This window comes from Pseudomonas sp. RL_105y_Pfl2_101 (genome assembly GCF_963970585.1).
GTDB lineage: Bacteria > Pseudomonadota > Gammaproteobacteria > Pseudomonadales > Pseudomonadaceae > Aquipseudomonas.
The window spans coordinates 21235-45787 of the sequence record NZ_CAXAPG010000039.1; the positions used below are offsets into that span (position 1 = coordinate 21235).

Genomic DNA, 24553 nt, shown 5'->3' on the forward strand with positions numbered 1-24553 from the left:
GAGTTTGTGGTCTATAGTTCCTGACAGATCCAGAGTTTCGCTCGGGCCATAGGAGCAACACCCCCTCGAGCTGTAACCGAGTCGGATGCCCACCAGCCTTCGGTAGTGAACAATGCAGGGAGCACACCATGCCGATCCAGCGACCTGAGACACTGAGGTTGGCCCCTGGCCCTGCCCATCATGCAGAGATGGATGGCAATACCGAGGCCGGCGTGTTTCGGTTCGGCTTCGACCAGGCCAAGGAAGCCTACATTCTGTTCCCGCTGCTGGCCGCGCTGCTGTTGCTGGCCATCTGGACCGCTACCCTGTACCTGATCAAGGTTGAACATGTCCGCGCGCAGCAGAGCGCCGCGACGGCGAGCCTGGAGATGGGCGCCACCTACGAAGCGCAAATGTTGCGCGCCATTCACGAAATCGATCAAACCCTCAAGCTGGTCAAATACACCTACGAGGCCGAGGGCGAGCCCAATCCCCTGCGTCGGCTCCAGGAGCGGGCCTTGTTGCCGCCGGCCTTGGTGTTTGACGTCAGCGTGGTCAACCCGGACGGCAGGCTCGTGGCGAGCACGCGGGTCAACAACCGGGAAAACATCGCTGACCCGGATGAGCAGCAAACGCTGCGGCACAGCGACTCACTGTCCATCAGTCATCCGTGGAAAAGCCCAGTCACTGGAGAATGGCGTCTGCGCTTCAGTCGGCGACTCGACGCGGCGGATGGCAGGCTTGCCGGGATCGCCAGGGTCGAGGTCGATGCTGCCTATTTCGTCAGCAGCTACGACGCTTCGAAACTCGGCGACCAGGGTGCGCTCGGACTCCTTGGCACCGACGGCATCTTCCGCGTACGGCGCACCGGGGAGACGGTACGGGCCGGCGACACGGTCGATTACAGCGCCGTAGTGCCGGACGCTGAAAACACCGAGGCCGTGCTCTCGGTCAATGGATGGGACGGGGTGAGGCGCTACACCAGTGCCCGTCAGCTTTACGACTTTCCGCTGGCGGTGATTGTCGGGTTGTCCGAGGAAGAACAACTGGCCGCGGTGAACCTGCAAGCGCGTACCTATCTCTGGCGGGCCGCGGGCGGCAGCCTGGTGCTGGTGTTGTTGGTGAGCCTGCTCGCCCGGATGAGCTGGCAACTGGCGCAAAGCCGTTTGCGCGCCGCCGAAGCCCAGACGCAACTGGCCGCGGCCGCGCGTCAGGCCGGCATGGCGGAAATCGCCACCAACGTCCTGCACAACGTGGGCAATGTGCTCAACAGCGTGAATATCTCCGCCGACCTGGTCACCCGCAAGCTGCGTACCAGCAAGGCCTTGGGGCTCGGCAAGGCGGTGCAAATGATGAACGAGCATGCCGAGGATCTCGGCGACTTCATCTCCTACGACGAAAAAGGCAAGCTGCTGCCCGGCTACCTGAACCAACTGGTGGACGCGCTTGCAGTCGAGCAACAGAGCATGACCGAAGAACTCGGCTTGCTGACTAAAAGCGTTGATCACATCAAGGAAATCGTCGCCGCCCAGCAATCGTATGCGGGCACCTCCAGCATTGCCGAAACCGTGCAGATAAAGGAACTGATCGAGGATGCCCTGCGCATGAACGCCGGCATCATCGCGGCGCGCCGGATAACCGTGGTGCGAAACTTTGCCGAAACGCCCTTGTTGCTACTGGACAAGCACCGGGTGCTGCTGATCCTGGTCAATTTGATAAAAAACGCCAGCAGGGCGATGGATGACAGACCGGAGCTTGCCCATCAAATCATCCTTCAGAGTGAGATGCACCAGGGAGACACACTGGAGATCAAGGTCATCGACAATGGCGAAGGCATCGCGCCCGAGAACCTGACGCGAATTTTTGCCCATGGCTTTACCACGCGCAAAGATGGCCATGGTTTTGGCCTGCACAGCTGCGTCCTGGCGGCCATGGAGATGGGTGGTTCGCTGGAGGCCCGCAGCGATGGCCCGGGAACGGGGGCGACCTTTACGCTCAAATTGGCGATCTAGACTACGCTTCGGTGCGTGGTAGCGCGCAGTTTCAGCCAACGTTACAAGGAACAGACGAATGGCGATCCATACAACGAGGTCTCGTTGACCCTATGGCGACAAGACCCAATACACTGGCCCTGGCCGTCGTAACGCTGTACGCCGGAGGGGCCAGCGCCGACACAGCCGATACGTCGATGTTCTCGTTGAGCAGCTTCGGCACGGTGGGGATCGTTCACTCCAGCCAGAAAAAAGCCGACTTCACCTCCAGTATCTTCAAACCCAACGGCGCAGGTCACTCACGCAACTGGAGCGCCGACGTCGACAGCCTGATCGGTGCCCAACTGACCGCCACGTTCACCCCGCAGCTGTCGGCCGTGGTGCAGGTCATTTCAGAGCAGCGCTACGACAACAGCTACCGCCCCTTTGTCGAGTGGGCCAACATCAAGTACCAGTTCACGCCGGACTTCAACGCCCGCATTGGCCGTACCGTATTGCCGACTTTCCTGGTCTCCGACACTCGAAAAGTGGGCTACACCCTACCCTGGGTGCGTGCGCCCATGGAGGTCTACAGCCTGATGCCGATTTCCAGCAGCGACGGCATCGATGGCAGCTACCGGTTTCGCGTCGATGAAATCACCAATACAGTGCAGGCGCACTACGGCCAGAACGACACCCGTCAGGCTGACGGCGCCGGCAAGGTACTGACGAGGAATTTCTGGGGGGTCACCAACACCACTGAGTTCGGCGTGCTGACCACGCGCATCACCTTCATGAAAGCCGACCTGACCCTGGAGCCGTTCAATTCACTCTTCGATACGTTCAGGGAGTTCGGTGCCGAAGGCATCGCCATCGCCGATCGCTACGACTCCGATGACACGCCCGTCGAATTCTTTGGAGTAGGCGCCAGCTATGATCCGGGCGATTGGTTCGTCATGAGCGAATGGGGGCGTCTAGATAGCCGTTCCGGCCTGGGCAGGACCAGTGGCTGGTACATCAGCGGCGGGTACCGCGTTGCAGCGTTCACCCCCTATGTCACCTACGCTCGGTCCAGGACCGAAACAGAAGTCTCCAGCCCGGGTTTGACGACATCGGCCTTGCCGCCCGCCCTGGCGGGGGTTGCCGAGCAGCTCAACGGTGCGCTCAACTCTGTCCTGGGCTCAAATGAAGGCCAACAGACCCTTTCCCTTGGCGTGCGCTGGGATTTCACCAAGAACATGGACGCCAAATTGCAATACGATCACACACGTTTCAAGGGCAACTCGGTCGGTCCGTTGATCAACCCCCAACCGGACTTCACGTCGGGGGGCTCGCTCAACGTCATCAGCCTAGCTGTCGATTTTGTATTCTGATGGAGCAGGCCATGGGGTTTGTGAGGCTCATCGGATTCGCCGTAGCGGGGCTCGCCCTGTGCGCAGCCAGCGCTGCCGTCAAGGCCGAGGTGGTCGTGGTCGTCGCCACGTCCAGCCCGGTGAAAGCGCTCGCGCCCAATCAGGTGGCGGATATTTTCCTGGGCAAGACCAGTCGTTTCCCCGACGGCGGACAGGCAATTCCCATCGACCTAACGGAAGATTCGCCGACCCGCGACGAGTTCTACATAACGTTCACAGGCAAGTCCGCATCCCAGCTCAAGGCGCACTGGTCGAAAATCATCTTTACCGGCAGAGGCCAACCGCCCCAGGCTGTTTCAAGCGGCGCGCAGGTCAAGAAGCGTGTTGCAGAGAACCCCGGCACCATTGGCTATATCGATGCCCGGGCGGTGGACGGCAGCGTCAGGGTGCTGCCGCTTGACCCGCAATAAGCACGGGCCTTTACGTATCAGGATCCGTGTCAGCCGCCTGGGCTTGCAGCAACACCTTGAACTGATCGGCAGGAACCGGTTTGTTGAAGTAAAAACCCTGGAATTCGTCGCAGGCATTGTCGCGCAGGAAATCGGCCTGCGCCTTGGTTTCCACGCCTTGGGCCACCACGGTCAGGCTGAGGGTCCTGCCCATGGCGATAATGGCCTCGGTCAAGGCTTTGTCTTCCGACCCACTGCTGGTATCGCAGATACACGAGCGGTCGATCTTGATGACGTCGAGCGGAAACTGCTCGAGGGCAGAGAGCGAAGAATAGCCAATGCCGAAATCATCGATGGCGATGCGGACCTTCAGGTGTTTGAGCCCGGTCAACACACTCAACGCTCTTTTGACGTCCTGCATGAGCAGGCTCTCGGCGATTTCCAGCTCCAGCAGACGCGCATCCATACCGGTTTCGGCCAATATCTCAGCCAGGTCCGTGAGCAGGTTCTCATCGGCAAACTGCCGTGCCGTGAGGTTCACGGCAACTCCCAGCCGCGACAACCCCTGTTGCTGCCAGGCCACGTTTTGCTGGCAGGCAGTCTTGAGTACCCACTTGCCGATCGGCACGATCAAACCGGTCTCTTCCGCGACGGGGATGAATTGCATCGGTGCCACGATACCCAGGTCCGGATGATTCCAGCGCAGGAGCGCTTCCATGCCAGTAATGCGGCCACTGCCGATATCTCGCTTGGCCTGGTAGTGAAGCTGGAACTCGTGGCGCTCCAGCGCGTGGCGCAAGCTCAGCTCCAGCGTCAACCGTTCCAGTGAGTCCGCGTTCAGCTTCGCGGAGTAGAACTGGAAGTTGTTCTTGCCGCATTGCTTGGCCTGGTACATCGCGATATCGGCGTTTTTCTTGAGTGTCTGCTCGTCCAGGCCATCCTGTGGAAACACACTGATGCCGACACTGGCGGTCACCCGGAACTCCTGGCCCTGGAGGTTGAAGGGCCGGGCAATGGCGCCAAGGATTTTCTGAGCAGTGGTTGCCACGTCCTTGTCATCGGACAGCTCCGGCAGCAGGATCACGAATTCGTCACCGCCCAATCGGGCCACCGTATCGCTGATGCGCAGACACGCCTTGAGTCGCAGCGCAACCTCCTTGAGCAACTGATCGCCGGCATCGTGCCCAAGCGTATCGTTGACTTGCTTGAAGCGGTCGAGGTCAAGGAACAGTACCGCCAGTTGCCGATGATAACGGCTTGCCTGGCTGATGCTCTGGCTCAACAGCTTGCTGAATTGGCTGCGATTGGGCAATGCCGTAAGGCCGTCGTGATAGGCCAGATACTCGACATTTTCAGCGTAGGCAATTTTCGCTTCGCCAGCGCGCAAGCGGCTTTGCACCAGTTGCCAGCTCATCCGGGCGAGCAGCCCCGCCAACAACACCAGCAACAGGCTACCGCCCGCGGCCCGCCAGAGATAGGTACGCGCTTGCTGCTTCACCACGGCCAGTTGTTCTTCCTCGGATAAGCCAACAATCACCGCCAACGGAAAATCGTAGAGCTGACGGGCGCTAATGTAGCGCCGCACACCGTCCAATCCATTGATCGAGCGTACGGCTTCCGTGTTTTCGGTGTCCGGCACCACGGCGGCATAATTGACCTTGTCGCCGGCCGATATCGCCTCCCCACTGCGGCGTGCCCGAAAGACACCGTCGATGCCCAGCAGGCCGAGCAAGCCGTGATTGCCAAGCTTGGAGGCGTCATAACTGCTGACGAAATAGGCCGCGTCGACTTCGACCATGGCGATCCCGGCGAACGCGCCATCCCCGGCGTCAAGCCGCCGGCTGAAACGCAACTTCCACTCCCCCGTCACCGGGCTTTTCCACAGGCGGCTGATCGACAGTACAGTGTCACGCCCCACCGTTTGCAGCTCATCCTTGGCGATCCGGTTTCCGACCTCGCTCGACTGGGTGCTAGCGACGACCAGACCACTGGAATCGACCACGCTGACGTCAAACAAATAAGGTGAAGGCAGCAAGGCACGTGCCTTGAGCTTGGGCAGCGGGTTTGTCTCGCGTCCGGACTCGTAGGTGTACTTGACGAGCTTGAGGGTCTGGTCGATTTCACGCACCGCCCGCAGGATCTGCGCCTCGTAGGTGGCGCCGATTTCCAGGCTCACCTCGGCGATGCCCTGCTGCGCGCGGGCCTGTTCGACCTTGATCAGGTACAAGGTGCCCGCCCAGATGACCGACAGCAGGAGAACCGTCAGCAGCGGGAACAGAATGTAGGCTTCCTTGGCCTGGTCGAAGCGGCGCCGAAACAGATTGCTCGTCGCATCGGACAGGGTGTTTTCAGGCTGGGCGACATCCTGGGCCGACATCAAGACACTCGCCCGTTGGATCGCCATGGTGTGCTCCCTGCATTGTTCACTGCTGACGGCCTGCGGATATCCGACGCGGCAACGCTGCGAGGCGTCCGTGGTTCCTGATCGCCGCCACAGAAGGGTTCCGGACCTGCAGAAAACTATAGACCACAAACGCTGCCTGCCACTGCCAATCGACACGCCGACCGTGGCCTTGCGGCGGTTGTCATGACAAAGTGCAGTTGACGCCCCTGACTTATTGGTCCAGTTTTTAATACAACGGTACCCTGCTGGTCTCTCATGCAGGACGCAATGCCTGATAAATCCCGTTCGTTAATCAAAGGGCCCCTACCAGCCTATGAATGATGTACCTAGGACCTCCCCTGCCATTGAACGCCAATGGATGCCCCTGTGTCGTTGATTCCCCTGGTTGTGTGTGACGACTCCAACATGGCGCGCAAACAGGTGTTGCGCGCGCTGCCGACAGACTGGCCGGTTTCGGTCACCGAGGCGGCCAACGGGCGCCAGGCCATGGACGCCATACGCCAAGGCCTGGGGCAAGTGGTGCTGCTCGACCTGACCATGCCGGAGATGGATGGCTACCAGGTGTTGAGCGCCTTGCACGCCGAGGGATTGAAGGCGCAAGTCATCGTGATTTCCGGTGACGTCCAGGACGAGGCGGTGCGCCGCGTGCTTGAGCTGGGCGCGCTGGCGTTCCTGAAAAAACCTTTCGACGAAAACGAACTGCGCCAGACCCTCATCCGAGTGGGGCTACTGGCCCAATCCGACCAGGTGCCACTGCAGAATCGTTCTGCCACGAACGCGGCCATCAGCTTTCATGATGTATTCCGCGAGACAGTCAACGTCGCCATCGGCCGGGCGGCGGCCCTGATCGCCAAGGTATTGGGGGTCTTTGTGCAGTTGCCGGTGCCGAACGTGAACATCCTCGAGGTCGGGGAGCTGCATATGACGCTCAACGACGTCGGCAGCTCCCAGCAGCTCACGGCGATTTGCCAGGGGTTCATCGGCAGCGGAATCGCCGGCGAGGCCCTGCTGATATTCCATGACTCGGAAATCGCCGACATCGCGCAATTGATGCAGCGCGAGAGCGCCGACTATTCGGACCTGGAAATGTTGCTGGACCTTTCCAGCGTCTTGATCGGTGCGTGCCTGAGCAGCATTGCCGAACAGATCGATGTGGTGTTTTCCCAGGGCCATCCGCAGATTCTCGGCCAACACGCGGCCATCGAAGAGCTGATCCAGGTCAACCGCAAGCATTGGAAAAAGACCCTCGCGGTGGAAATCAGCTACAGCCTGGAAGGACACGATATTCGCTTCGACCTGTTGCTGCTGTTCACGGAAGACTCCATCGAACGGTTGACCCACAAACTCGCCTACCTGATGAGCTGAGCCATGACCGACTCCATCGATCTGAACGAATTTCACTGGTTGCTGGCCATCGTTCAGAGCATCGACGTCGGTGTTGTGGTGCTCGACCGCGAGTACCGTGTGCAGGTCTGGAACACCTTCATGGAGAACCGCTCCGGGGTGCAGCCCAAGGATGCCCACAATCAGCATTTTTTCAGTCTGTTCCCTGAAATCGATCGCCAATGGTTCAGCCGCAAGGTGGAAAGTGTCGCGACCCTGGGCACGCCGGCGTTCACGGTCTGGGAACAGCGCCCGTACCTGATTCGGTTCAAGAGCTACCAGCCAATCACCGGCCAGGAAGCCTTCATGTACCAGAACACCACGCTGCTGCCACTGCGCTCGCCCGACAACACCATCAAGCATATCTGCCTGGTGATCTATGACGTCACCGATGTCGCCACCAACCGGCATCAGCTCCAGACCGCCAATGCACAGCTGCAACAACTCTCCAGCACCGATCGACTGACGGGGTTGTACAACCGCGGTCACTGGGAGGGCAACCTGAAAGCCGCCTATGCCCGGCATCAGCGCTACGGCAACGCGTTGAGTCTGGTGATGCTCGACATCGACCACTTCAAGCGGGTCAACGACACCTACGGTCACCAGGCCGGCGACAAGGTCATCGAACACGTCGCCCGACTGCTACGCGAGCATGCACGCGACTCCGATGTGGTCGGGCGGTATGGCGGTGAAGAGTTTGGCGTAGTGCTTTCGGATACCGACAGCAGCGGTGCGCTCACTTTTGCCGAACGCATGCGGCACTCCGTGGAGGCGCTGGAGGTGGTGTACAACGACCAGCACATCCGTTTTACCATCAGCCTGGGCGTGGCCGACCTGAGCCAACCCTCGAACAGCCACACCGATCTGATCGCCAGGGCGGACCAGGCGCTGTATACGTCGAAGAAGACCGGGCGCAACCGGGTGACGCTCCATGAATAGCGAGCCCACTTGGCTCTGAGGTGATGATGAGGCTTGATGCCAACCACACATCCCCTGTGGGAGTGTGCTTGCTCGCGATACCGGTGGTTCTGCAGCATTGAAGGTCGCGAGCAGGCTCGCTCCCACATTGGATCTGCCACTCACTCACCAACAAGCCTTGGGGAAGCTTCACCATATTTGCCCAGCAGCTTTAGCGTCACCCCGTTTGTCCAGCCGAAGCCATCCTGCAATTCATATTCGCCACCTCCCCCGCCGGCGCCGCGCCCGGACAGGTCGTATTTCTCCACCAGCTTGTTTTCCTTGCGGTAGAGGTTTTCGACTTGCTGCTGAAAGCGACTGCCAATTTGCTGGGCCAAGGCAGTGTGCCGGTAGCGGTCCAGCCCTTCCACCGCGATCCATTGCAACGGTGCCCAGCCATTGGGCTCATCCCACTGTTGGCCATTACTGACCTGGGTGGTGGCGATGCCCCCAGGACGCAACAGGCCGTCGCGTACCGCATCGGCAGTGCGATGGGCATGCTCGACGGAGGCCAAGCCCGTATACAGCGGGAAAAGCGTAGCGGCGGTAAGCTGCTGGCGTTGCTGGTTGCGTTGCCAATCGTAATCCACGTAGACCCCCCTGTCGGCATTCCACAAGCGTTGCTCGATGGCCCGCTGGCGCCGCTCCGCGCGCCGGCTGTAAGCCTGGACGCATGGCGCGTTCTCAATGGTCTCGCAGGCTTTGGCGATGGTTTGCTCGAGATGGTAAATCAGGCTGTTGAGGTCCACTGGCACAATGGATGTGGTGCGTATGGTCGCCAGGCTCTGGCTATCGTCCAACCAGCGAGAGCTAAAGTCCCAGCCGCTTTCGGCACCAGCGCGCAAGTCACGCCAAACGTCCTGCTTGGGTCGGTCCGGCGCCTGCTCGGCGGTCTTGACATCTTGCAGCCAGGACTCCTGTCGAGGCGTCGGACTGGCATCCCAATAGCGGTTCAGAACACTGCCATCGGCGAACTTGACCACGTGCCGGGCGGCCGTGCCGGGCTGGAGCGCCTGGGCGCCTTCCATCCAGTAGGCATATTCTTTCTGCAACTGTGGCAGGTATCGCCCATAAGCCTGATCACCTTCGATACGCGCCTGCAACGCCACCATATAAGCAAAGAACGGCGGCTGCGATCGGGTCAGGTAGTAGGTGCGATTGCCGTTGGGAATGTGACCGTAGGTGTCGATCATGTAGGCAAAGTTGTCGATCATCTGGCGGACCTGCGCCTTATCACCGCTTTTCTCGAGCCCCAGCATGGTGAAATACGAATCCCAGTAGTACATCTCGCGAAAGCGTCCGCCTGGTACTACGTAGGGCTGTGGCAAGGGCAACAAACTGCTGTAGGCCGGCACCTGGCGGTAGGATCGACTTAACACCGGCCAGAGGCTATCGATGTGTTCCTTGATCGGAACGCCGGGCTTGGGTGCCGGGCTTTCGGCTTCGCCGGAGTCGATGAAGTTGTCTTTCACGAAGGCCTTGATATCGAAGCCATCGCCGTTACGACGGGCCAGGTAATCAGCGCGGATCTGCGCTGGATCACGGTTGGGCAGTGCGTCCACGAAATGCTTCTGGTCAGTGAACACCTGCTTGCGTTGCACCGCTTCAAAGAGCTCGGGATAGGCCTGGTCGGGGGGGAGATTGGCCCGTCCTTGGGCGTCTGCGTAGCTCCATGTAGCGGGCGGTTGACTTGAACATGCCACGCACAGCAGCGTGGTAAAGGAGAGGCTGGCGAGGTCAATAGGTCGCATCAGAGGGTCCATCCTGTTTTCGTTCCTGACAAACGAGTGACCTGCCGGGATGGACCTGGGTTCATTAAATGAGCGTCGATAAGCCCAAGGGTTCGCGATGACGGCAGCGCATCCAACACCTATCCAGGCTGATCCACCGCTATCGCGAGCAAGCGCCCACAGGTTTCAACTGACTGGCATCAGAACCAGGTTTCCATCTGGATGCCGTACTGCCAGACACCGCCGGCGTTAAAGTCAGTCTTGCCGAAGGAGTCCGTGGTGCTGTACCTGTCCAAGTCCGATGACCAGTTCATGACGCTGGCGAACAGGCGTAGCTCAGGACGCGTGAGCAGATCGCCCAGGTCGGGCTTGAAGGTCGGGGCGACCGTGAACTTCCAGAAGTTACCGTCGACCGCATTGCGTTGCAGATAGCCCTTGGGGTCCAGCTGCATGGTTTGCCAGCTCATCTCGTAGGCCATCTCGAAATTGCTGTTGATTTCGTTGGCCAACCGCACGTTCAGGGTCATCCAACGGTAGTCGTCGCCCTTGACGTAGCGATCCTTGCTTTGCTCAGCCAGCAGGCTGGGGCCAATGCGCCAGCCGGACGCTATAGGGGTCTCGCCGTAGAGCGCCAGACGCAGGGCACGAGCCTCGTCGATCAGTTCGCCATCCGCGCCAATGTTCTTGACCTCAGCCCCCAACCCCTGACCATAAAGCAGCGCCGTCTTGAAGAAGCCTTCGCGGCCGAAAAAGGTCTTCTGGTGATTGGCAACCATGCTGTGCAAGCCGGAATCGGCCGGCGTCAGCCCCGCTTCATTGGAACGGGTGCTAAAGTCGTTTTTCTTCGAGCCGATGGCGTTGAACATCCACTGCCACTGGCCACCGTCGAAAAACTGGTTGGACGTCAGGATGTAGCTTTCCACATCGGCATTGACGCCACCCTCGCTGAAGTCCCCGTAGTTGCGACCGATCAGTGAGTAGTTCGAGCGCCAGTTCTTGTTCATCTGCACATCGTAGATGCCACCGCCGGTGCCGGCCAGATAGACGACGTCAGAGTCCAGCCAGTGGATGTCGAAATTGTCCCTGTCGAAGCGCTTGCCGGCCCACAGGGTAGAATTTTCGAACATCGGGTTGCCCTTGAATGCTGCCAGGTGATCGAGTTCGGTAAACACCTGGCGTACGTTCAGGTTGCTTTCATCGGCGGTCCAATCGTTGGTACTTTCCACACCATCGGCGATGGAAACCGTGAACTTGGAGCGCGTGCCGTTCTGCGCGTACATCTCTTTCGACAGGTCGATGCGCATGTAGGTGTCGTCCTCGTTGCCGAGTCGCCCGACAGCGCCCCCCACAGAACCCGCCGGTGTCGTGTACGGACCGCCACGACCACCGCCCAACCCATCATTGATCAGCAACCCGGAGCGGGCGTAGCCCTTGAAGCTGAAGCCGTCGGTAAGGTGTGCACCACTGCCCTGCTTCTCCGTGCTTTGCTGGCTGGCTTCGAGTTTTGCCAGGCGAGCATCGAGCGTGGGGACCGTAGCAGCGGACACCACCGGTTGCATGGCGGGCGTGGCGAGTTTGAGTTGCTGCAATTCCCTGGCGAGTGCCTGGGTTTGTTGTTCGGCGGCGGCGGCACGTTTCTCCGCTGCGCTGGCACGGGCCTCGAACGCGGCCATGCGCTCTTCCAGAGTTGCGGCCTGAGAAGTGGCCGCCGAGGCGCCGAGCACGCTTGCGAATAGCCAGCTTGATGCTTTTTGCATGTGATTTTTCCCTGTTTTGTTTTTATTGTTCTGTTGCCACGACCGGCCTTTTTCGCCCAAGTTCTGGATTGTCAAACCTAAGGAAAAAAAGGATGCCTCATCGCAAATACACTGCTACATTTGGCGATGTTAACGTTAACTTTTCTAAAAACAAAAATAAAGAGGGCTTTATGAAACAGCTAAAATCGCTCCTTCCAGCGGCACTGCTCGGCCTTTGCGTCGGGTTTCCGTCCCTCTCCACAGCCGCCAACCTGACGATTTCCTGCGGCGCCGTGGGCGCTGAGTTGCAGCTATGCAAGGAGGCCGTCGAGGCGTGGTCGAAGCAGACCGGCAACAGCGTCGAAGTGGTTTCCACGCCTAACTCGGCGACCGAGCGGCTGTCGTTCTACCAGCAGATCCTCAGTGCGCAATCCAGCGACATCGACATCATCCAGATCGATATGGTGTGGCCGGGAATGCTGGCCAGGCACTTGATGGACCTGCGCGAGGTACTTCCTGCCAACGCGACCCAGGGTTACTTCCAGGCCCAGGTGGACAACGCCACGGTGAACGGGCGCCTGGTGACCATGCCGTGGTTCACCGACTCGGGGTTGCTGTATTACCGCAAGGACCTGCTCGATAAGTACAACAAGCCCGTGCCCCAGACCTGGGAAGAAATGACCGCTACCGCCAGGACTGTCCAACAGGCCGAGCGCGATGCCGGGAACGCCAATGCTTGGGGTTATGTATTCCAGGGGCGCGCCTACGAAGGCCTGACGTGTAACGCACTGGAGTGGATCAGCAGCCAGCCGCAAGGCGGGCTGGTCAATGCGCAAGGTGACATCGTGGTCAACAGCCAGGCCTCAAGAACGGCGTTGACCTTGGCCAAAAGCTGGGTGGGAGACATCGCCCCCCGTGGCGTACTCAATTACACCGAGGAAGAAGGACGCGGCGTCTTCCAGTCAGGCAATGCGCTGTTCATGCGTAACTGGCCTTATGTCTGGGCCCTGGTGCAGAGCCAGGACAGCGCGGTGAAAGACAAGGTCGGCGTTGCGCCCCTGCCCCGCGGCGGCGCGACGGGCACCCATGCGTCCACTCTCGGCGGCTGGGGCCTGGCGGTGTCGCGCTACAGCGCCAACCCCAAGCTCGCCGCAGAACTGGTGAGCTACCTGAGCAGCGCTCAACAGCAGAAACACCGCGCCTTGGTTGGCGCCTATAACCCGGTGATCGAGTCGCTGTACCAGGATCCCGAGTTGCTCGCGGCCATGCCTTACTACAGCCAACTGCGCAGCATCCTCAACGATGGGGTCATGCGCCCCGCGTCAATCACCGCCGACCGCTATCCACGGGTCTCCAATGCGTTCTTCGATCAAGTGCATGGCGTGCTGGCGGGTGAACGGCCGGTCGATCAGGCGCTGGCCGAACTGGAAAGCGAACTCACGCGCATCAAACGCCGGAACTGGTAAGCCACAAGGAAGGAAATCACCATGTCTGTCTCCACTACGCTCGCCCCCGGCGACGACGAGCTCCTGCTCACCCGGGAAACGCCGGTACAACGCCGTCGCGTTCGCGCCGCGTGGCTGTTCCTGAGCCCGATGTTACTGTGCCTGGCCCTGGTGGCCGCCTGGCCGCTGCTGCGCACATTCTGGTTCAGCCTGACCGACGCCAGCCTGGCCGACACGGGCGATGCAACCTTTGTCGGCTTGAGCAACTATCTGTTCCACAGCAGCGCCGGCTGGTCGGGCATTCTGGTCGATCCACAGTGGTGGAATGCGGTACGCAACACCTTGCATTTCACCGTGGTGTCGGTCGGTTTGGAAATCGTACTGGGGCTGCTCGTGGCCTTGCTGCTGAACGTCAAGTTCACCGGACGCGCCTTGGTGCGGGCGTTGATCCTGATCCCATGGGCGATCCCGACCATCGTCTCGGCGAAAATCTGGTCATGGATGCTCAACGACCAGTTCGGCATCATCAATCACCTGATGCTGAGCCTCGGCCTGATCGATGCGCCCCTGGCCTGGACAGCCGATGCGGACCTGTCGATGTGGGCAGTGATCATCGTCGACGTCTGGAAGACCGTGCCTTTCGTCACGCTGCTGATGCTGGCGGCCTTGCAGATGTTGCCCAGCGACTGCTACGAAGCCGCCAGGGTCGATGGCATTCACCCAGTGAAAGTGTTCTGGTGGGTCACGCTGCCGCTGCTGATGCCGGCATTGCTGGTGGCGGCGATCTTTCGCATTCTCGATTCCTTGCGGGTGTTCGACGTCATCTATGTGTTGACCTCGAACTCATCCAGCACCATGAGCATGTCGGTCTATGCCCGCCAGCACCTGGTGGAATTCCAGGACGTCGGTTATGGCAGCGCTGCTTCGACCTTGCTGTTTCTGGTCGTGGCGGTAATCGCCATGGCTTACCTGTACCTCGGCCGCCGTCAACTGGAGGTCCGCTCATGAGCCCGCGCCTGCTGAAAAAAACCCTGCTGCGTCTCGGCTTCTGGTGCCTGATCGGGATCTTGCTGCTGTATGCGGTCTTCCCGTTCTACTACGCCATCGTAACGTCGCTGAAGCCGTCCAGCGCCTTGTTCCAGGTGAGCTACTGGATCGACAACCCCGACTTCTCCAACTATGCCGCTGTGCTGAGCCAGGCCTCGTTCCTGCGGGCCATCGGCAACTCGCTGGTGGTTGCGCTGAGCGTGGTCGCGCTGGCGTTGTTCCTCAGCCTGACCGCCGCCTATGCCCTGGGCCGCGTGAAGTTTCGCGGACGCGGCGTGGTGTTGATGATGGTCCTGGGCGTCTCGATGTTTCCACAAGTCGCGGTGCTGTCGGGATTGTTCGAAGTGATCCGTGCCCTGGGCCTGTACAACTCGTCTTGGGCGTTGATCCTGAGCTACACGATTTTCACCCTGCCCTTCACCGTCTGGGTGCTGACCACCTTTATGGGGCAACTGCCTCATGAGCTGGAAGAGGCCGCGATCATGGACGGTGCGTCACCCTGGGTCACGCTGACCCGCGTGCTGCTGCCGCTGCTCTGGCCGGCACTGGTCACCACGGGCCTTTTGGCCTTCATCGCCGCCTGGAACGAGTTCCTGTTTGCCCTGACCTTCACCCTGACCGACTCGCAACGCACGGTCCCGGTCGCCATCGCGCTGATTTCCGGCGGCAGCCCCCATGAACTGCCTTGGGGTTTGTTGATGGCGGCGTCGGTGCTGGTCACCGTCCCATTGGTGATTCTGGTGCTGATCTTCCAGCGCCGCATCGTTTCCGGCCTCACTGCCGGTGCGTTAAAGGGTTGAGGCCCAACACAAACAAGAAAGGAACAGCATCGTGATCAAGTTGAAGCTGGACAACGTGAACAAACAATTGGGCGGCGCACGCATTCTTCGCGACGTCAGCCTGGAGATCTCGGCAGGTGAATTCGTGGTTTTCGTCGGCCCTTCGGGTTGCGGAAAATCGACCTTGCTGCGGCTGATCGCCGGACTGGATTCGATCTGTGGCGGAGACCTGCTGATCGACGGACGCCGGGTCAATGACCTGGAACCACGTGAGCGTGGCGTTGGCATGGTGTTTCAGTCCTATGCGCTGTACCCGCACATGAGCGTCTACGACAACATCAGCTTCGGCCTCAAACTGGCCAAGACCGAAAAGACCAGCCTGCGCGAGCGGGTGCTGAAAACCGCGCAAATCCTGCAGCTGGATAAGCTGCTGCAGCGCAAGCCACGGGAACTGTCGGGTGGACAGCGCCAGCGGGTGGCCATGGGTCGGGCCATGGCGCGGGAACCGGACATCCTGTTGTTCGACGAGCCGCTGTCCAACCTCGACGCCTCACTGCGCGTGCAGATGCGCAACGAAATCGCCCGGCTGCATGGGCGACTGGGCTCGACCATGATCTACGTGACCCACGACCAGGTTGAAGCGATGACCCTGGCCGACAAGATTGTCGTGCTCAATGGCGGCCGCATCGAGCAGGTCGGCTCGCCGCGCGAACTCTATGAGCACCCGGCCAGCCGCTTTGTCGCCGGTTTCCTCGGCTCGCCCAAGATGAACTTTCTGCCGGCACGCCTGCATACCCCTGGCGAAACCAGCCAGATCGACAGCCCTTTATTGGGCATGACGCCCCTGCCCTTCGACAGCGCCCACCTGGCGGCGAACAGCCCACTGACCCTGGGGATTCGCCCGGAACACGTGTCGCTCAAAGCGGCGCAAGGCAGCGCTGGGGTCGTCGTGGTCGGGGTCGAATACCTGGGCAGCGAAACCTACGTGCACCTGGAATCAGGCGAGGATGAACCCTTGATCTGTCGCTGCGAGGTCAACGCCGGATGGCACGTGGGCGATCGGGTTGAACTGCAACTGGCGTTCGGCAGCCTGCACCTGTTCGATGCCGATGGCACGGCCTTGAGACGCCATCCTGCTGTTATTGAAGTCCTCCCGGAGGACGTCCCGCAGCGCTCGCCTAAAGCAGGCGCCCTATGACTGTGTCTGTGAATGCCATGAACGCCCCCATGCTCTCCCCCCTTGAACGTGCGCAACAGGCGCTGAGTGAAGGTCAGCCTCGCGTCATCGACGACTATCGACCTGACTATCACCTGGCACCTGTCGCGGGCTGGATGAACGACCCTAACGGGGTGGTGTTTTTCCGTGGCGAATATCACGTGTTCTACCAGCACCACCCTTTCGATGCCAAATGGGGGCCGATGTATTGGGGCCACGCCAAGAGCACCGACCTGGTCCATTGGCAGCATCTGCCCCTGGCCCTGGCGCCAGGCGATGACTTCGACCGTCACGGTTGTTTTTCCGGTAGCGCGGTGGTGTGTGGCGACACCCTGGCGCTGATCTACACCGGGCATACCTGGCTGGGAGAAGTGGGTGACGAGCGCTTTATCCGCCAGGTCCAATGCCTGGCCACCAGTGACGACGGCATCCGGTTCGTCAAGCATGGCGCCGTCATCGAGGACGCGCCGCAAGAAACGATCATGCACTTTCGCGACCCCAAGGTCTGGCAGGAGGACGGCTATTGGTACCTGATTGCCGGCGCCCGCCTGGGCGACAAACCGCTGCTGCCGCTTTACCGCTCCACCGACCTGCACACCTGGGAGTTCCTCAACTACGTGTCCAGCGGTAATGAGGGCGATGGCTACATGTGGGAATGCCCGGACCTGTTTCGCCTCAACGGGCGTGACGTGCTGCTGTACTCCCCCCAGGGCATGCAGCCCGAAGGTTACGAACGCCTCAACAAGTACCAGACCGGTTATCGCATTGGCCGGCTCGACAGCGAATGGCACTTCACCGGCGGGCCGTTCATCGAACTGGACAACGGTCACGATTTCTATGCCGCGCAAACGTTGGAGGCCGCCGATGGTCGGCGCCTGGTGTGGGCCTGGCTGGACATGTGGGAAAGCCCGATGCCGAGCCAGCCCCATCACTGGTGCGGCATGCTCGGCTTGCCCCGCGAGCTGCAACTGCAGGGCGATCGCCTGGGCGTGTTTCCGGCACGGGAACTGACCGCGCTGCGCCAGGCGCCGCTGCCGAGCATCGCACCGTGGGGCGAGTCGGGCAGCCGCTGGGTGCCGCAAGTGAATGGCGACAGGCTGGAAATTCATGTGCATCTGGATCTGCTCGGCTGCACCGAAGGCCACCTGGGCATCGCCTTGCGCTGCAGTGCCGATGAGCAGGAACAAACCCTGCTTTATTACGACGCGTCACTGCAACGCCTGGTACTCGATCGCAGCCGCTCGGGTGCGCAAGTGAGCGGTCAACGCAGCGTGTCGATCGAACCGACGCAAACGCAACTGCACCTGCGGGTATTTCTCGATCGCTCGTCCATCGAGGTGTTTGAGGAAAACGGCCGCTTCAGCTTCAGCAGCCGCCTCTATCCGCGGCCCGACAGCCTCGGGGTGAAGCTGTTGGCAAACGGCACTGGCGGGTGCGTCGCCATTCCCAAGGCGTGGCCGCTGGACTCGGGCTGGCTGTGAGTACCGTCATTCGAGTCGCGAGAAGCCCAGGGCCTGTGTCATGATTCTGCGTCAACCTGACTGGCCGCACTTCGCATGACTTCCGTGAAAGACGTTGCACAACTGGCCGGCGTATCCCTGATGACGGTTTCGCGCGCGCTCAACACGCCGGAAAAACTGAGCCCCGAAACCCTTCAGCGGGTACGTCACGCCATTGAGGAACTGCAATTCGTACCGAGCCTGTCGGCGCGCAGAATGCGCGGCGACAACCTGCAGGCGCGCACCATCGGTGTCTTCGCACTGGACACCGCGACCACGCCGTTCGCCGTCGAGTTGCTGCTGTCCATCGAACAGACCGCGCAGCAGGCAGGCTGGAACGTCTTCATCCTCAACCTGTTGAGCAACCCGCCCACCGACCAGAACATCGACCTGATGCTGTCGCACCGCCCCGACGGGCTGATCTTCAGTGCCATGGGATTGCGCCAGGTGAGCATTCCCGAGCGACTCAAGAGTAAACCGCTGGTGCTCGCCAACTGCCTGGCCGATGACAGCCGCCTGGTCAGTTATGTGCCGGATGATGAAGCCGGGCAGCATCGAGCCATGCAGCAGGCGTTGAGCCAAGGCTACCGACGCCCGCTGTGTATCAATTTGCCCAGGAAGAGTCTTGCCTGGAGCCTGCGCCAACAAGGCCTGAAACGCGCCTGTGAGGCCGTCGGGCTGGCACCTGAAGCACTGCTGCAGTACGACCTTTCCGATCACGACGCCTATAGCGAAACCGCCGCCATTCTCGACCGACACATCGTTGATGGCCGTCCGCAATTCGACATCCTGGTCTGCGGCAACGATCGCATCGCCTTTTGCGCCTATCAGCTGTTGTTGGGGCGCGGCCTGAAAATTCCCGGCGATGTCGCGGTGCTCGGCTATGACAATATGATCGGCATCGCCGAACTGTTCGTCCCTCCACTGACCACGGTACAACTGCCGTACTACGAGATCGGACGCCAGGCGGCCCGTCACCTGATCGAGAACCTCGAGGTATCGGGCACCCAGCCGGTGGATTGCCCGTTGGTGGTCAGGGCGTCGCTATAACGCCAATCGGCATCCGCCCCCCCGCCCTCAAGGCTGCTTGGCCGGCGGCGGCGGCAGCGCCGCGATGATCCGAGCGCGGCCAGCGTGTTTTCGATGAGCCGCGGTATACGCCGAAAGGCCCGCCGAAAAGGTGTCAGCTACGCCTTCGTGTTCATGCGTGTCAGTGGTCCTCAACTGCGCGAGATCACCACGCTCGTCGAGTCCGGCAGCATCAAGCCGGTACTTGACCGATCCTTTCCCTTCGACGCCACGGCCGATGTCCTGGGCTACGTAGAACAAGGACGGTCCAAGGGCAAGGTCGTCATCAAGATTCACTCAGGAATGGCCGCTGAGTAAAACCGTTCATCACCACACAGCAATATGCGAATCCGCCCGGGGTTCGGTCCCACCGCACAGCACACCACTGACCGGGTCGCGCAGGATGATCTGGCCGCGGCCATAGTCGGTCAGGTCGCTGGCGATCTGAACCTCATGCCCCCGTCGCGCCAGGGCATTGGCCAGGTCCCGTGAGGCCCCGTGCTCGATCCCGACCTTCATCGCCCCCAGCCATTGCCAGCGCGGTGCATCCAGCGCCGCTTGCGGGTTCAGGCCGAAATCCACCAGGTTCATGACCATCTGCACATGCCCCTGGGGCTGCATGTAGCCGCCCATCACGCCGAACGGGCCAAGGGCCTCGCCATTGCGGGTGAGGAAACCGGGAATGATGGTATGGAAGGTCTTCTTGCCCGGGGCCAGGCCGTTGACGTGGGTCGGATCAAGGCTGAATTCCTGCCCACGATTCTGCAAAGCTATACCGCTGTCGGGCAGCACCACGCCGGAGCCAAACCCGTGGTAGTTGCTCTGGATGAACGAGACCATATTGCCCTCCCCATCCGCGGTCGCCAGGTACACCGTGCCGCTGGCGTGGGGGTTGCCGGGCGCAGGCGGTTGGGCCTGTTCGCCGATCTGCCGACGACGGTGGGCACTGTAGTCATCGCTGAGCAGGTCAGCCACCGCCACGCGCATGTGCAAAGGATCGGTGATGTAGTGCAGGCCGTCGCTGTAGGCCAACTTCATCGCTTCCAGTTGGCGATGCCAGGTCTGTTGGCTGTCACGGTGATCGAAGTCGAAGCCTTCCAATATCTTCAAAGCCATCAAGGCCACCAGGCCCTGCCCGCTCGGCGGGATTTCCCAGACATCCACGCCTCGGTAATTGACGTGGATGGGGTCCACCCACTGGGCGCGATAATCCTTGAGGTCCGAGGCCCGCAGATAGCCGCCGCTGGCCCGGGAGTGGGCGTCCAGGCGCTCGGCCAACGCACCGCGATACAGGCTCTCGCAGCGGGTGTCGGCCAACTCCTGGAGGGTGCGCGCCTGAGCCGGGTTGCGAAAAACCTCCCCGGCCCGTGGTGCCCGGCCGTCGATCAGAAAGGTAGCGAACCAGGCCTCCAGGACGGCATCACGATGGGGCGTGAACTCGTTCATCGCGCCCTGCCATTGATGGGCTACCACCGGCGACAGCGCAAAACCGTCCCGCGCCAGGCTGATGGCCGGTTGCAGCAGCTCGGCAAAGGGCAGCTTGCCAAAGCGTCGGGACAATTCGGCCCAGGCCGACGGGCAGCCCGGGACGGTCACCGGTGTCCAGCCATAGAGCGGCATCTGCTCGTGGCCGGCGGCCTTGACCGCCTCGATACTCAAGGCAGCCGGTGCATGGCCGTTGCCGTTGAGGCCGTGCAACTGGCCCTTGCACCAGACCAGCGCAAAGGCGTCACCGCCAATGCCACAGCCGGTGGGTTCGACCACGGTCAGTGCGGCTGCCGTGGCGATGGCGGCGTCGATGGCATTGCCACCCTTTTGCATGATCTCGATGCCCGCCTGGGCAGCCAGGGGCTGGGACGCGGCGACCATGCCTCGACGGGCGAAAACGCTTTGGCGTTGCGACGGATAAGGATATTCGTGGGCAGAAAATTTCAGCATGGTGAAGGCTCTTCGATACAGGAATTCAGTGGCCGGGAAAAGTCATAACACGCGACTGAGAAAAGCCCGGGTACGAGGATGAATGGGGTGACAGAAAATCTGCTCCGGCGGCCCTTGCTCGATGAGTTCGCCCTGGTCCAGGACCACCACACGGTCGGCCACTTCCCGGGCAAAGCCCATTTCATGGGTCACCACGACCATGGTCATCCCCTCCTCGGCCAACTCCTTCATCACTTGCAACACCTCGCCGACAGTCTCCGGGTCGAGGGCGCTGGTGGGTTCGTCGAACAGCATGGCCAGGGGTTTCATGGCCAGGGCCCGGGCAATCGCCACCCGCTGTTGCTGGCCGCCAGAGAGCATCGACGGGTAGTGATCGGCCTTGTCCGCCAGGCCGACCCGCTCCAGCAGGCCGCGGGCCTGCTCCAACGCTGCGGTGCGAGTCACGCCAAGCACCTGGATCGGCGCCTCGATGATGTTTTCCAGGGCCGTCATGTGGGGGAACAGGTTGAAACGCTGGAAGACCATGCCGATGTCCCGCCGCTGTCGGGCGATGTTGCGCTCGGACTCACGCACCAGGCTGCCATCGGCCCGCTCGCGATAGCCCATGGCCCGGCCATTGACGCGGATGCGCCCGCCCTGGATGTCCTCCAGCAAGTTGATGCAGCGGATGAAGGTGGTCTTGCCGGAGCCCGAAGCACCGATCAGCACCACCACTTCGCCGCGCCGCACTTGCAGGCAGATGCCTTTGAGGATCTGCAGCTCGCCGAAAGACTTGTGGACATCCAGTGCCTCGATAATCAGCTCTTCGCTTTTTTGCGCCATGGTTAACGTCCCCTCAGCAGGTTCAGGGTGCTACGACCGAACATCCGCGTCGAAGCCGGCGGCGGTGACGAGGGCCGGTCCGACTGACCGAAGCGAGCCTCCAGCCAGCGCTGGAAAAAGCCCCACAACGTGGTCAGCAACAGGAAGTAGATCGCCACCACCAGATACAGTTCGAACACCCGGAACGTCGCCGACGTGACCATCTGGGTACTGAGCAGCAATTCCTGTACGCCGATCACGCTGACCAGCGTGGTGTTCTTGAGCATCACGTTGAACTCGTTGCCCAGCGGCGGAACGATGACCCGGAACGCCTGGGGCAAGACAATGCGGCGCATCAGTTTGGCGAAGGTCATGCCCAGCGAGCGCCCGGCCTCGTATTGGCCCTTGTCCACCGCACCGATGCCCGCGCGGATGATCTCGGCCATGTAGGCACCCTCGTTGAGGCCCAGGGCAATGATCGCCGCCTGGATATTGCCGGGGATCACCAGACCGAACAGGTCGATGTCTTCGAAGCGGAAAATCCCGCCAGCGGCCAGTGCGGTGTAGAGAAAGACGATCTGCACCAGCAGCGGCGTACCGCGCATCAGCCACACGTAAAAACGCACCGGCACATGCAGCAAGGGGTTGCTCGACAACCGCAGCAGCGCGGCGGTCAGCCCGAGGACACAGCCCAGCAACATCGCCAGCACACTGATCAGGCAAGTCAGCCAGAGCCCGGTGAGGTACACCCCACTGGGCTGCAACAAGTACTGCCAGAACACATCCCAATTGAAACCCATCGACGGTTCACCTCAATCAAGCGTGTCACTGGCGACATGCCATTTGCCAAGCAGTTGGCTGTAGCTGCCATCGCTGCGCATATCGCCGATGACCTGCTGCACGGCAGCCGTCAGTTGCGGATCGTCCTTGCGAATGCCCAGGCCGGTGAGAATCCGGCTGAAGGCCGGCACGCCTTCCTCGAACAGATCGGGTGCCATGGCGGCGTAATAACCGGCGGTTTCCACGGTGGTGCCATAGGCATCGACCTGGCTGATGCGCAAGGCCTGGAAGGCATCGGTGTCGGTGTTATAGACCACCAGTTTCATAGGCGGCTTGCCGGCCTTGGCCAGGGTTTCGTTCTCGGTGTCGAGCAGGGTCTTGATGGTGGAACCGTTGAGCACCGCGACCTTGTGTCCGGAAAGGTCCGACAGCGTCTTGAGCCCCTTCGGATTGCCCTTGGGCACCACCACCGCCTGGCTGGAATACATGTAGTTGACGATGTCGATCACCTCGCGGCGCTCGGGCTTGTCAAACAGCTGGTCGACGATCATGTCGCATTGTCGGGCCAACAACGCGGGGAGCAATCCGGAAAAGGGAATGACCCGCCATTCCACCTTCTTGTCGCCCAGGCGCTTGGCGATCTCCAGGCCCAGGTCCACGGTCAGTCCCTTGGGTTTCTGCGCCTCATCAAAGGACACCAGCGGCGGCGAATCCATGCCCGAGCAGTAGACGAGTTTATCGACCTTGAGCAAACGCTCCGGGACAACGGGCGCGGCAACCGCCCACTGCGCACAGAAACCCAAGGATAAAGCGGCAACCAACAGGCGAGGCTTATGCATGACCAGACACTCCAGTTCAGTAAATGACGGCAGTACTCAAAGTCAAAACACGGGCAGGGTTCTAATCCCCTGCTCTCGTTATTTTTTCGATTGCAGGAACTCGATCAATTCAGGAACGGTGCCTTCGATGTGCGCACGCACCACCGCCTCGGCCTTGTCGGCATCGCCCGCACGCAGGGCGTCGAGAATCAGCATGTGCTCCTGGCGCGCACTCAGGGGCTTTTCCACGTGCTGCAACCACAGGCGCATGGGCGCTTCGATCAGGGAATAGAGCGCGCTGATCTGCTTGAGCAATCGCGGGCGACCGCTGAGGCTGCACAGGTATTCATGGAACGCGCGATGGCGGCTGACCCACTCGGCGCTTTCCTCGCGGTAATCGTCCATCTCGTCCAGCAGTCGCTCCAAGGCAGCCAGTTGGCGTTCGCCAATTCGTGCTGTCGCGACACGGACGGCCAGGCCTTCCAGGGCGCTGCGCATCTCGAAGACTTCGTGCAACTCATCGATGTCCAGGCCGCTGACAATCGCCCCGCGATTGGGTCGCAGGGTCACCAGGCCCTGGGCATCCAGACGGCGAAAGGCTTCGCGCACCGGCATCCGGCTCATGCCGATCTCGTTGGCGATGTCCTCGGCAATCAGCCGGTCGCCCTTGCGTAACCGACCGCCACAAATCGCATCGAGCAGGAAGTTGTAGGCCTCCTCCTCGGCAGTCATCGGTGGGCGTTCAACGTAAGTCGGGGCAAATTGCATGGCAGCACCTTCTGCATTTTTGTATCCAATTATCCATGAATTCAAAAAAGCAGAATGCGTGCCAGGCTCACGCATGATCGTGCAAGGGATTGATTTGAAGGAATTAATCGAGGAGAACGACTGCCAGGCTTAAGCCCTTAGCCGCCCTGGTGTGCTACCAAACAGCTCAGCGGCTGCCTTTTATGGGTGCGGGATGGCGCTTCGGTAACACCGCAATGCCGTTCACTTAAGGCTTGTTGGATTAATAGCGACATTTTTGCGTCGTGTGGGCCGTTTCCTAAGAAATTGCGCCCTTCCCCTATAGGACGCGTCCCAAACGTCGCCGAACCCGATGCGAAAAGATGGAACCATCCTTTGAGCTGATTCACGCTGACCACCCTTGAAAAACCAATCCCTGCGCAAAGACGCAGGCACCAAGGGAAGTCATGCCTGCC

Annotated in this window: 20 protein-coding genes and 1 pseudogene; 12 read left to right on the top strand and 9 right to left on the bottom strand. The window is 60.9% G+C overall.

Features of this window, described 5'->3' with window-relative positions; genetic code table 11:
• Nucleotides 1-128 precede the first annotated feature (128 nt).
• From AACY31_RS25745 to AACY31_RS25755, 3 genes are all read left to right on the top strand, one after another.
• On the top strand, nt 129-1991 hold the full coding sequence (locus AACY31_RS25745; RefSeq protein WP_339492707.1) for an ATP-binding protein: 1863 nt from the start codon (nt 129-131) through the stop codon (nt 1989-1991).
• Between the two features lie 92 nt (nt 1992-2083).
• On the top strand, nt 2084-3322 hold the full coding sequence (locus AACY31_RS25750; protein WP_339483041.1) for a porin: 1239 nt from the start codon (nt 2084-2086) through the stop codon (nt 3320-3322).
• A gap of 11 nt (nt 3323-3333) precedes the next feature.
• The gene (locus tag AACY31_RS25755) at nt 3334-3771 is read left to right on the top strand and encodes a phosphate ABC transporter substrate-binding protein (protein ID WP_339483040.1); all 438 of its coding nucleotides are present in this window, start codon (nt 3334-3336) and stop codon (nt 3769-3771) included.
• A 10-nt stretch (nt 3772-3781) separates the two neighbouring features.
• Here AACY31_RS25755 and AACY31_RS25760 read toward each other — a convergent pair whose 3' ends face one another.
• Nucleotides 3782-6154, bottom strand: coding sequence for a bifunctional diguanylate cyclase/phosphodiesterase (locus tag AACY31_RS25760; RefSeq protein WP_339483039.1), 2373 nt, complete (start codon nt 6152-6154; stop codon nt 3782-3784).
• A 354-nt stretch (nt 6155-6508) separates the two neighbouring features.
• Between AACY31_RS25760 and AACY31_RS25765 the strand changes: the two genes are divergently transcribed.
• Both AACY31_RS25765 and AACY31_RS25770 read left to right on the top strand, forming a co-directional pair.
• Nucleotides 6509-7519: a response regulator gene (locus AACY31_RS25765; RefSeq protein WP_339483038.1), complete on the top strand. Its 1011-nt coding sequence runs from the start codon at nt 6509-6511 to the stop codon at nt 7517-7519.
• A 3-nt stretch (nt 7520-7522) separates the two neighbouring features.
• Nucleotides 7523-8476, top strand: coding sequence for a GGDEF domain-containing protein (locus AACY31_RS25770; protein WP_339483037.1), 954 nt, complete (start codon nt 7523-7525; stop codon nt 8474-8476).
• Nucleotides 8477-8616: 140 nt separating this feature from the next.
• Here the strand turns inward: AACY31_RS25770 and treA are convergent, their stop codons facing one another.
• Nucleotides 8617-10245, bottom strand: a complete 1629-nt coding sequence (gene treA / locus AACY31_RS25775) for an alpha,alpha-trehalase TreA (RefSeq protein ID WP_339505305.1) — start codon at nt 10243-10245, stop codon at nt 8617-8619.
• 179 nt (nt 10246-10424) lie between these two features.
• Nucleotides 10425-11981, bottom strand: coding sequence for a carbohydrate porin (locus AACY31_RS25780; RefSeq protein WP_339492710.1), 1557 nt, complete (start codon nt 11979-11981; stop codon nt 10425-10427).
• 170 nt (nt 11982-12151) lie between these two features.
• Here AACY31_RS25780 and AACY31_RS25785 point away from each other — a divergent pair, with 170 nt between their 5' ends.
• From AACY31_RS25785 to AACY31_RS25815, 7 genes and pseudogenes are all read left to right on the top strand, one after another.
• Nucleotides 12152-13426, top strand: a complete 1275-nt coding sequence (locus tag AACY31_RS25785) for an ABC transporter substrate-binding protein (protein ID WP_339483034.1) — start codon at nt 12152-12154, stop codon at nt 13424-13426.
• Between the two features lie 21 nt (nt 13427-13447).
• Entirely contained in the window at nt 13448-14413 is a 966-nt protein-coding gene (locus AACY31_RS25790) for a carbohydrate ABC transporter permease (protein ID WP_339483033.1), read from the top strand.
• Entirely contained in the window at nt 14410-15252 is an 843-nt protein-coding gene (locus AACY31_RS25795) for a carbohydrate ABC transporter permease (protein ID WP_339483032.1), read from the top strand. The genes AACY31_RS25790 and AACY31_RS25795 overlap by 4 nt, the downstream gene beginning before the upstream one ends.
• Before the next feature lie 31 nt (nt 15253-15283).
• Nucleotides 15284-16429, top strand: coding sequence for an ABC transporter ATP-binding protein (locus AACY31_RS25800; protein ID WP_339483031.1), 1146 nt, complete (start codon nt 15284-15286; stop codon nt 16427-16429).
• The gene (locus AACY31_RS25805) at nt 16426-17928 is read left to right on the top strand and encodes a glycoside hydrolase family 32 protein (RefSeq protein ID WP_339483030.1); all 1503 of its coding nucleotides are present in this window, start codon (nt 16426-16428) and stop codon (nt 17926-17928) included. The genes AACY31_RS25800 and AACY31_RS25805 overlap by 4 nt, the downstream gene beginning before the upstream one ends.
• 75 nt (nt 17929-18003) lie before the next feature.
• Nucleotides 18004-18996: a LacI family DNA-binding transcriptional regulator gene (locus AACY31_RS25810; protein ID WP_339492711.1), complete on the top strand. Its 993-nt coding sequence runs from the start codon at nt 18004-18006 to the stop codon at nt 18994-18996.
• A 93-nt stretch (nt 18997-19089) separates the two neighbouring features.
• A pseudogene (locus AACY31_RS25815) lies at nt 19090-19332 on the top strand (zinc-binding dehydrogenase); the annotation flags it as partial.
• A gap of 9 nt (nt 19333-19341) precedes the next feature.
• Here the strand turns inward: AACY31_RS25815 and AACY31_RS25820 are convergent.
• The 6 genes from AACY31_RS25820 to AACY31_RS25845 all read right to left on the bottom strand — a co-directional run.
• On the bottom strand, nt 19342-20952 hold the full coding sequence (locus tag AACY31_RS25820) for a gamma-glutamyltransferase family protein (protein ID WP_339483027.1): 1611 nt from the start codon (nt 20950-20952) through the stop codon (nt 19342-19344).
• A 42-nt stretch (nt 20953-20994) separates the two neighbouring features.
• A complete protein-coding gene (locus AACY31_RS25825) occupies nt 20995-21774 on the bottom strand; it encodes an amino acid ABC transporter ATP-binding protein (RefSeq protein WP_339483025.1) in 780 nt (259 codons plus the stop codon).
• A gap of 2 nt (nt 21775-21776) precedes the next feature.
• Nucleotides 21777-22553: an amino acid ABC transporter permease gene (locus AACY31_RS25830; protein ID WP_339505307.1), complete on the bottom strand. Its 777-nt coding sequence runs from the start codon at nt 22551-22553 to the stop codon at nt 21777-21779.
• A gap of 12 nt (nt 22554-22565) precedes the next feature.
• Complete coding sequence (locus AACY31_RS25835; RefSeq protein WP_339483021.1) at nt 22566-23372, bottom strand: ABC transporter substrate-binding protein; 807 nt, start codon at nt 23370-23372, stop codon at nt 22566-22568.
• Nucleotides 23373-23450: 78 nt separating this feature from the next.
• A complete protein-coding gene (locus AACY31_RS25840; RefSeq protein WP_024616528.1) occupies nt 23451-24119 on the bottom strand; it encodes a GntR family transcriptional regulator in 669 nt (222 codons plus the stop codon).
• A gap of 137 nt (nt 24120-24256) precedes the next feature.
• Nucleotides 24257-24553 (bottom strand): hypothetical protein (locus tag AACY31_RS25845; protein ID WP_339505310.1); only part of this gene is annotated, 297 nt, incomplete at its 5' end.

What these genes read in the sequence shown, in the direction of transcription:
- AACY31_RS25785 (WP_339483034.1), top strand. Translation starts at nt 12,152, where the DNA reads ATGAAACAGCTAAAATCGCTCCTTCCAGCGGCACTGCTCGGCCTTTGC.
- AACY31_RS25790 (WP_339483033.1), top strand. Translation starts at nt 13,448, where the DNA reads ATGTCTGTCTCCACTACGCTCGCCCCCGGCGACGACGAGCTCCTGCTC.
- AACY31_RS25810 (WP_339492711.1), top strand. Translation starts at nt 18,004, where the DNA reads ATGACTTCCGTGAAAGACGTTGCACAACTGGCCGGCGTATCCCTGATG.
- AACY31_RS25840 (WP_024616528.1), bottom strand. Translation starts at nt 24,119, where the DNA reads ATGCAATTTGCCCCGACTTACGTTGAACGCCCACCGATGACTGCCGAG.
- AACY31_RS25820 (WP_339483027.1), bottom strand. Translation starts at nt 20,952, where the DNA reads ATGCTGAAATTTTCTGCCCACGAATATCCTTATCCGTCGCAACGCCAA.
- AACY31_RS25830 (WP_339505307.1), bottom strand. Translation starts at nt 22,553, where the DNA reads ATGGGTTTCAATTGGGATGTGTTCTGGCAGTACTTGTTGCAGCCCAGT.
- AACY31_RS25805 (WP_339483030.1), top strand. Translation starts at nt 16,426, where the DNA reads ATGACTGTGTCTGTGAATGCCATGAACGCCCCCATGCTCTCCCCCCTT.
- AACY31_RS25795 (WP_339483032.1), top strand. Translation starts at nt 14,410, where the DNA reads ATGAGCCCGCGCCTGCTGAAAAAAACCCTGCTGCGTCTCGGCTTCTGG.
- AACY31_RS25760 (WP_339483039.1), bottom strand. Translation starts at nt 6,154, where the DNA reads ATGGCGATCCAACGGGCGAGTGTCTTGATGTCGGCCCAGGATGTCGCC.
- AACY31_RS25745 (WP_339492707.1), top strand. Translation starts at nt 129, where the DNA reads ATGCCGATCCAGCGACCTGAGACACTGAGGTTGGCCCCTGGCCCTGCC.
- AACY31_RS25770 (WP_339483037.1), top strand. Translation starts at nt 7,523, where the DNA reads ATGACCGACTCCATCGATCTGAACGAATTTCACTGGTTGCTGGCCATC.
- AACY31_RS25780 (WP_339492710.1), bottom strand. Translation starts at nt 11,981, where the DNA reads ATGCAAAAAGCATCAAGCTGGCTATTCGCAAGCGTGCTCGGCGCCTCG.
- AACY31_RS25835 (WP_339483021.1), bottom strand. Translation starts at nt 23,372, where the DNA reads ATGCATAAGCCTCGCCTGTTGGTTGCCGCTTTATCCTTGGGTTTCTGT.
- AACY31_RS25825 (WP_339483025.1), bottom strand. Translation starts at nt 21,774, where the DNA reads ATGGCGCAAAAAAGCGAAGAGCTGATTATCGAGGCACTGGATGTCCAC.
- AACY31_RS25765 (WP_339483038.1), top strand. Translation starts at nt 6,509, where the DNA reads ATGGATGCCCCTGTGTCGTTGATTCCCCTGGTTGTGTGTGACGACTCC.
- AACY31_RS25755 (WP_339483040.1), top strand. Translation starts at nt 3,334, where the DNA reads ATGGGGTTTGTGAGGCTCATCGGATTCGCCGTAGCGGGGCTCGCCCTG.
- AACY31_RS25750 (WP_339483041.1), top strand. Translation starts at nt 2,084, where the DNA reads ATGGCGACAAGACCCAATACACTGGCCCTGGCCGTCGTAACGCTGTAC.
- treA (WP_339505305.1), bottom strand. Translation starts at nt 10,245, where the DNA reads ATGCGACCTATTGACCTCGCCAGCCTCTCCTTTACCACGCTGCTGTGC.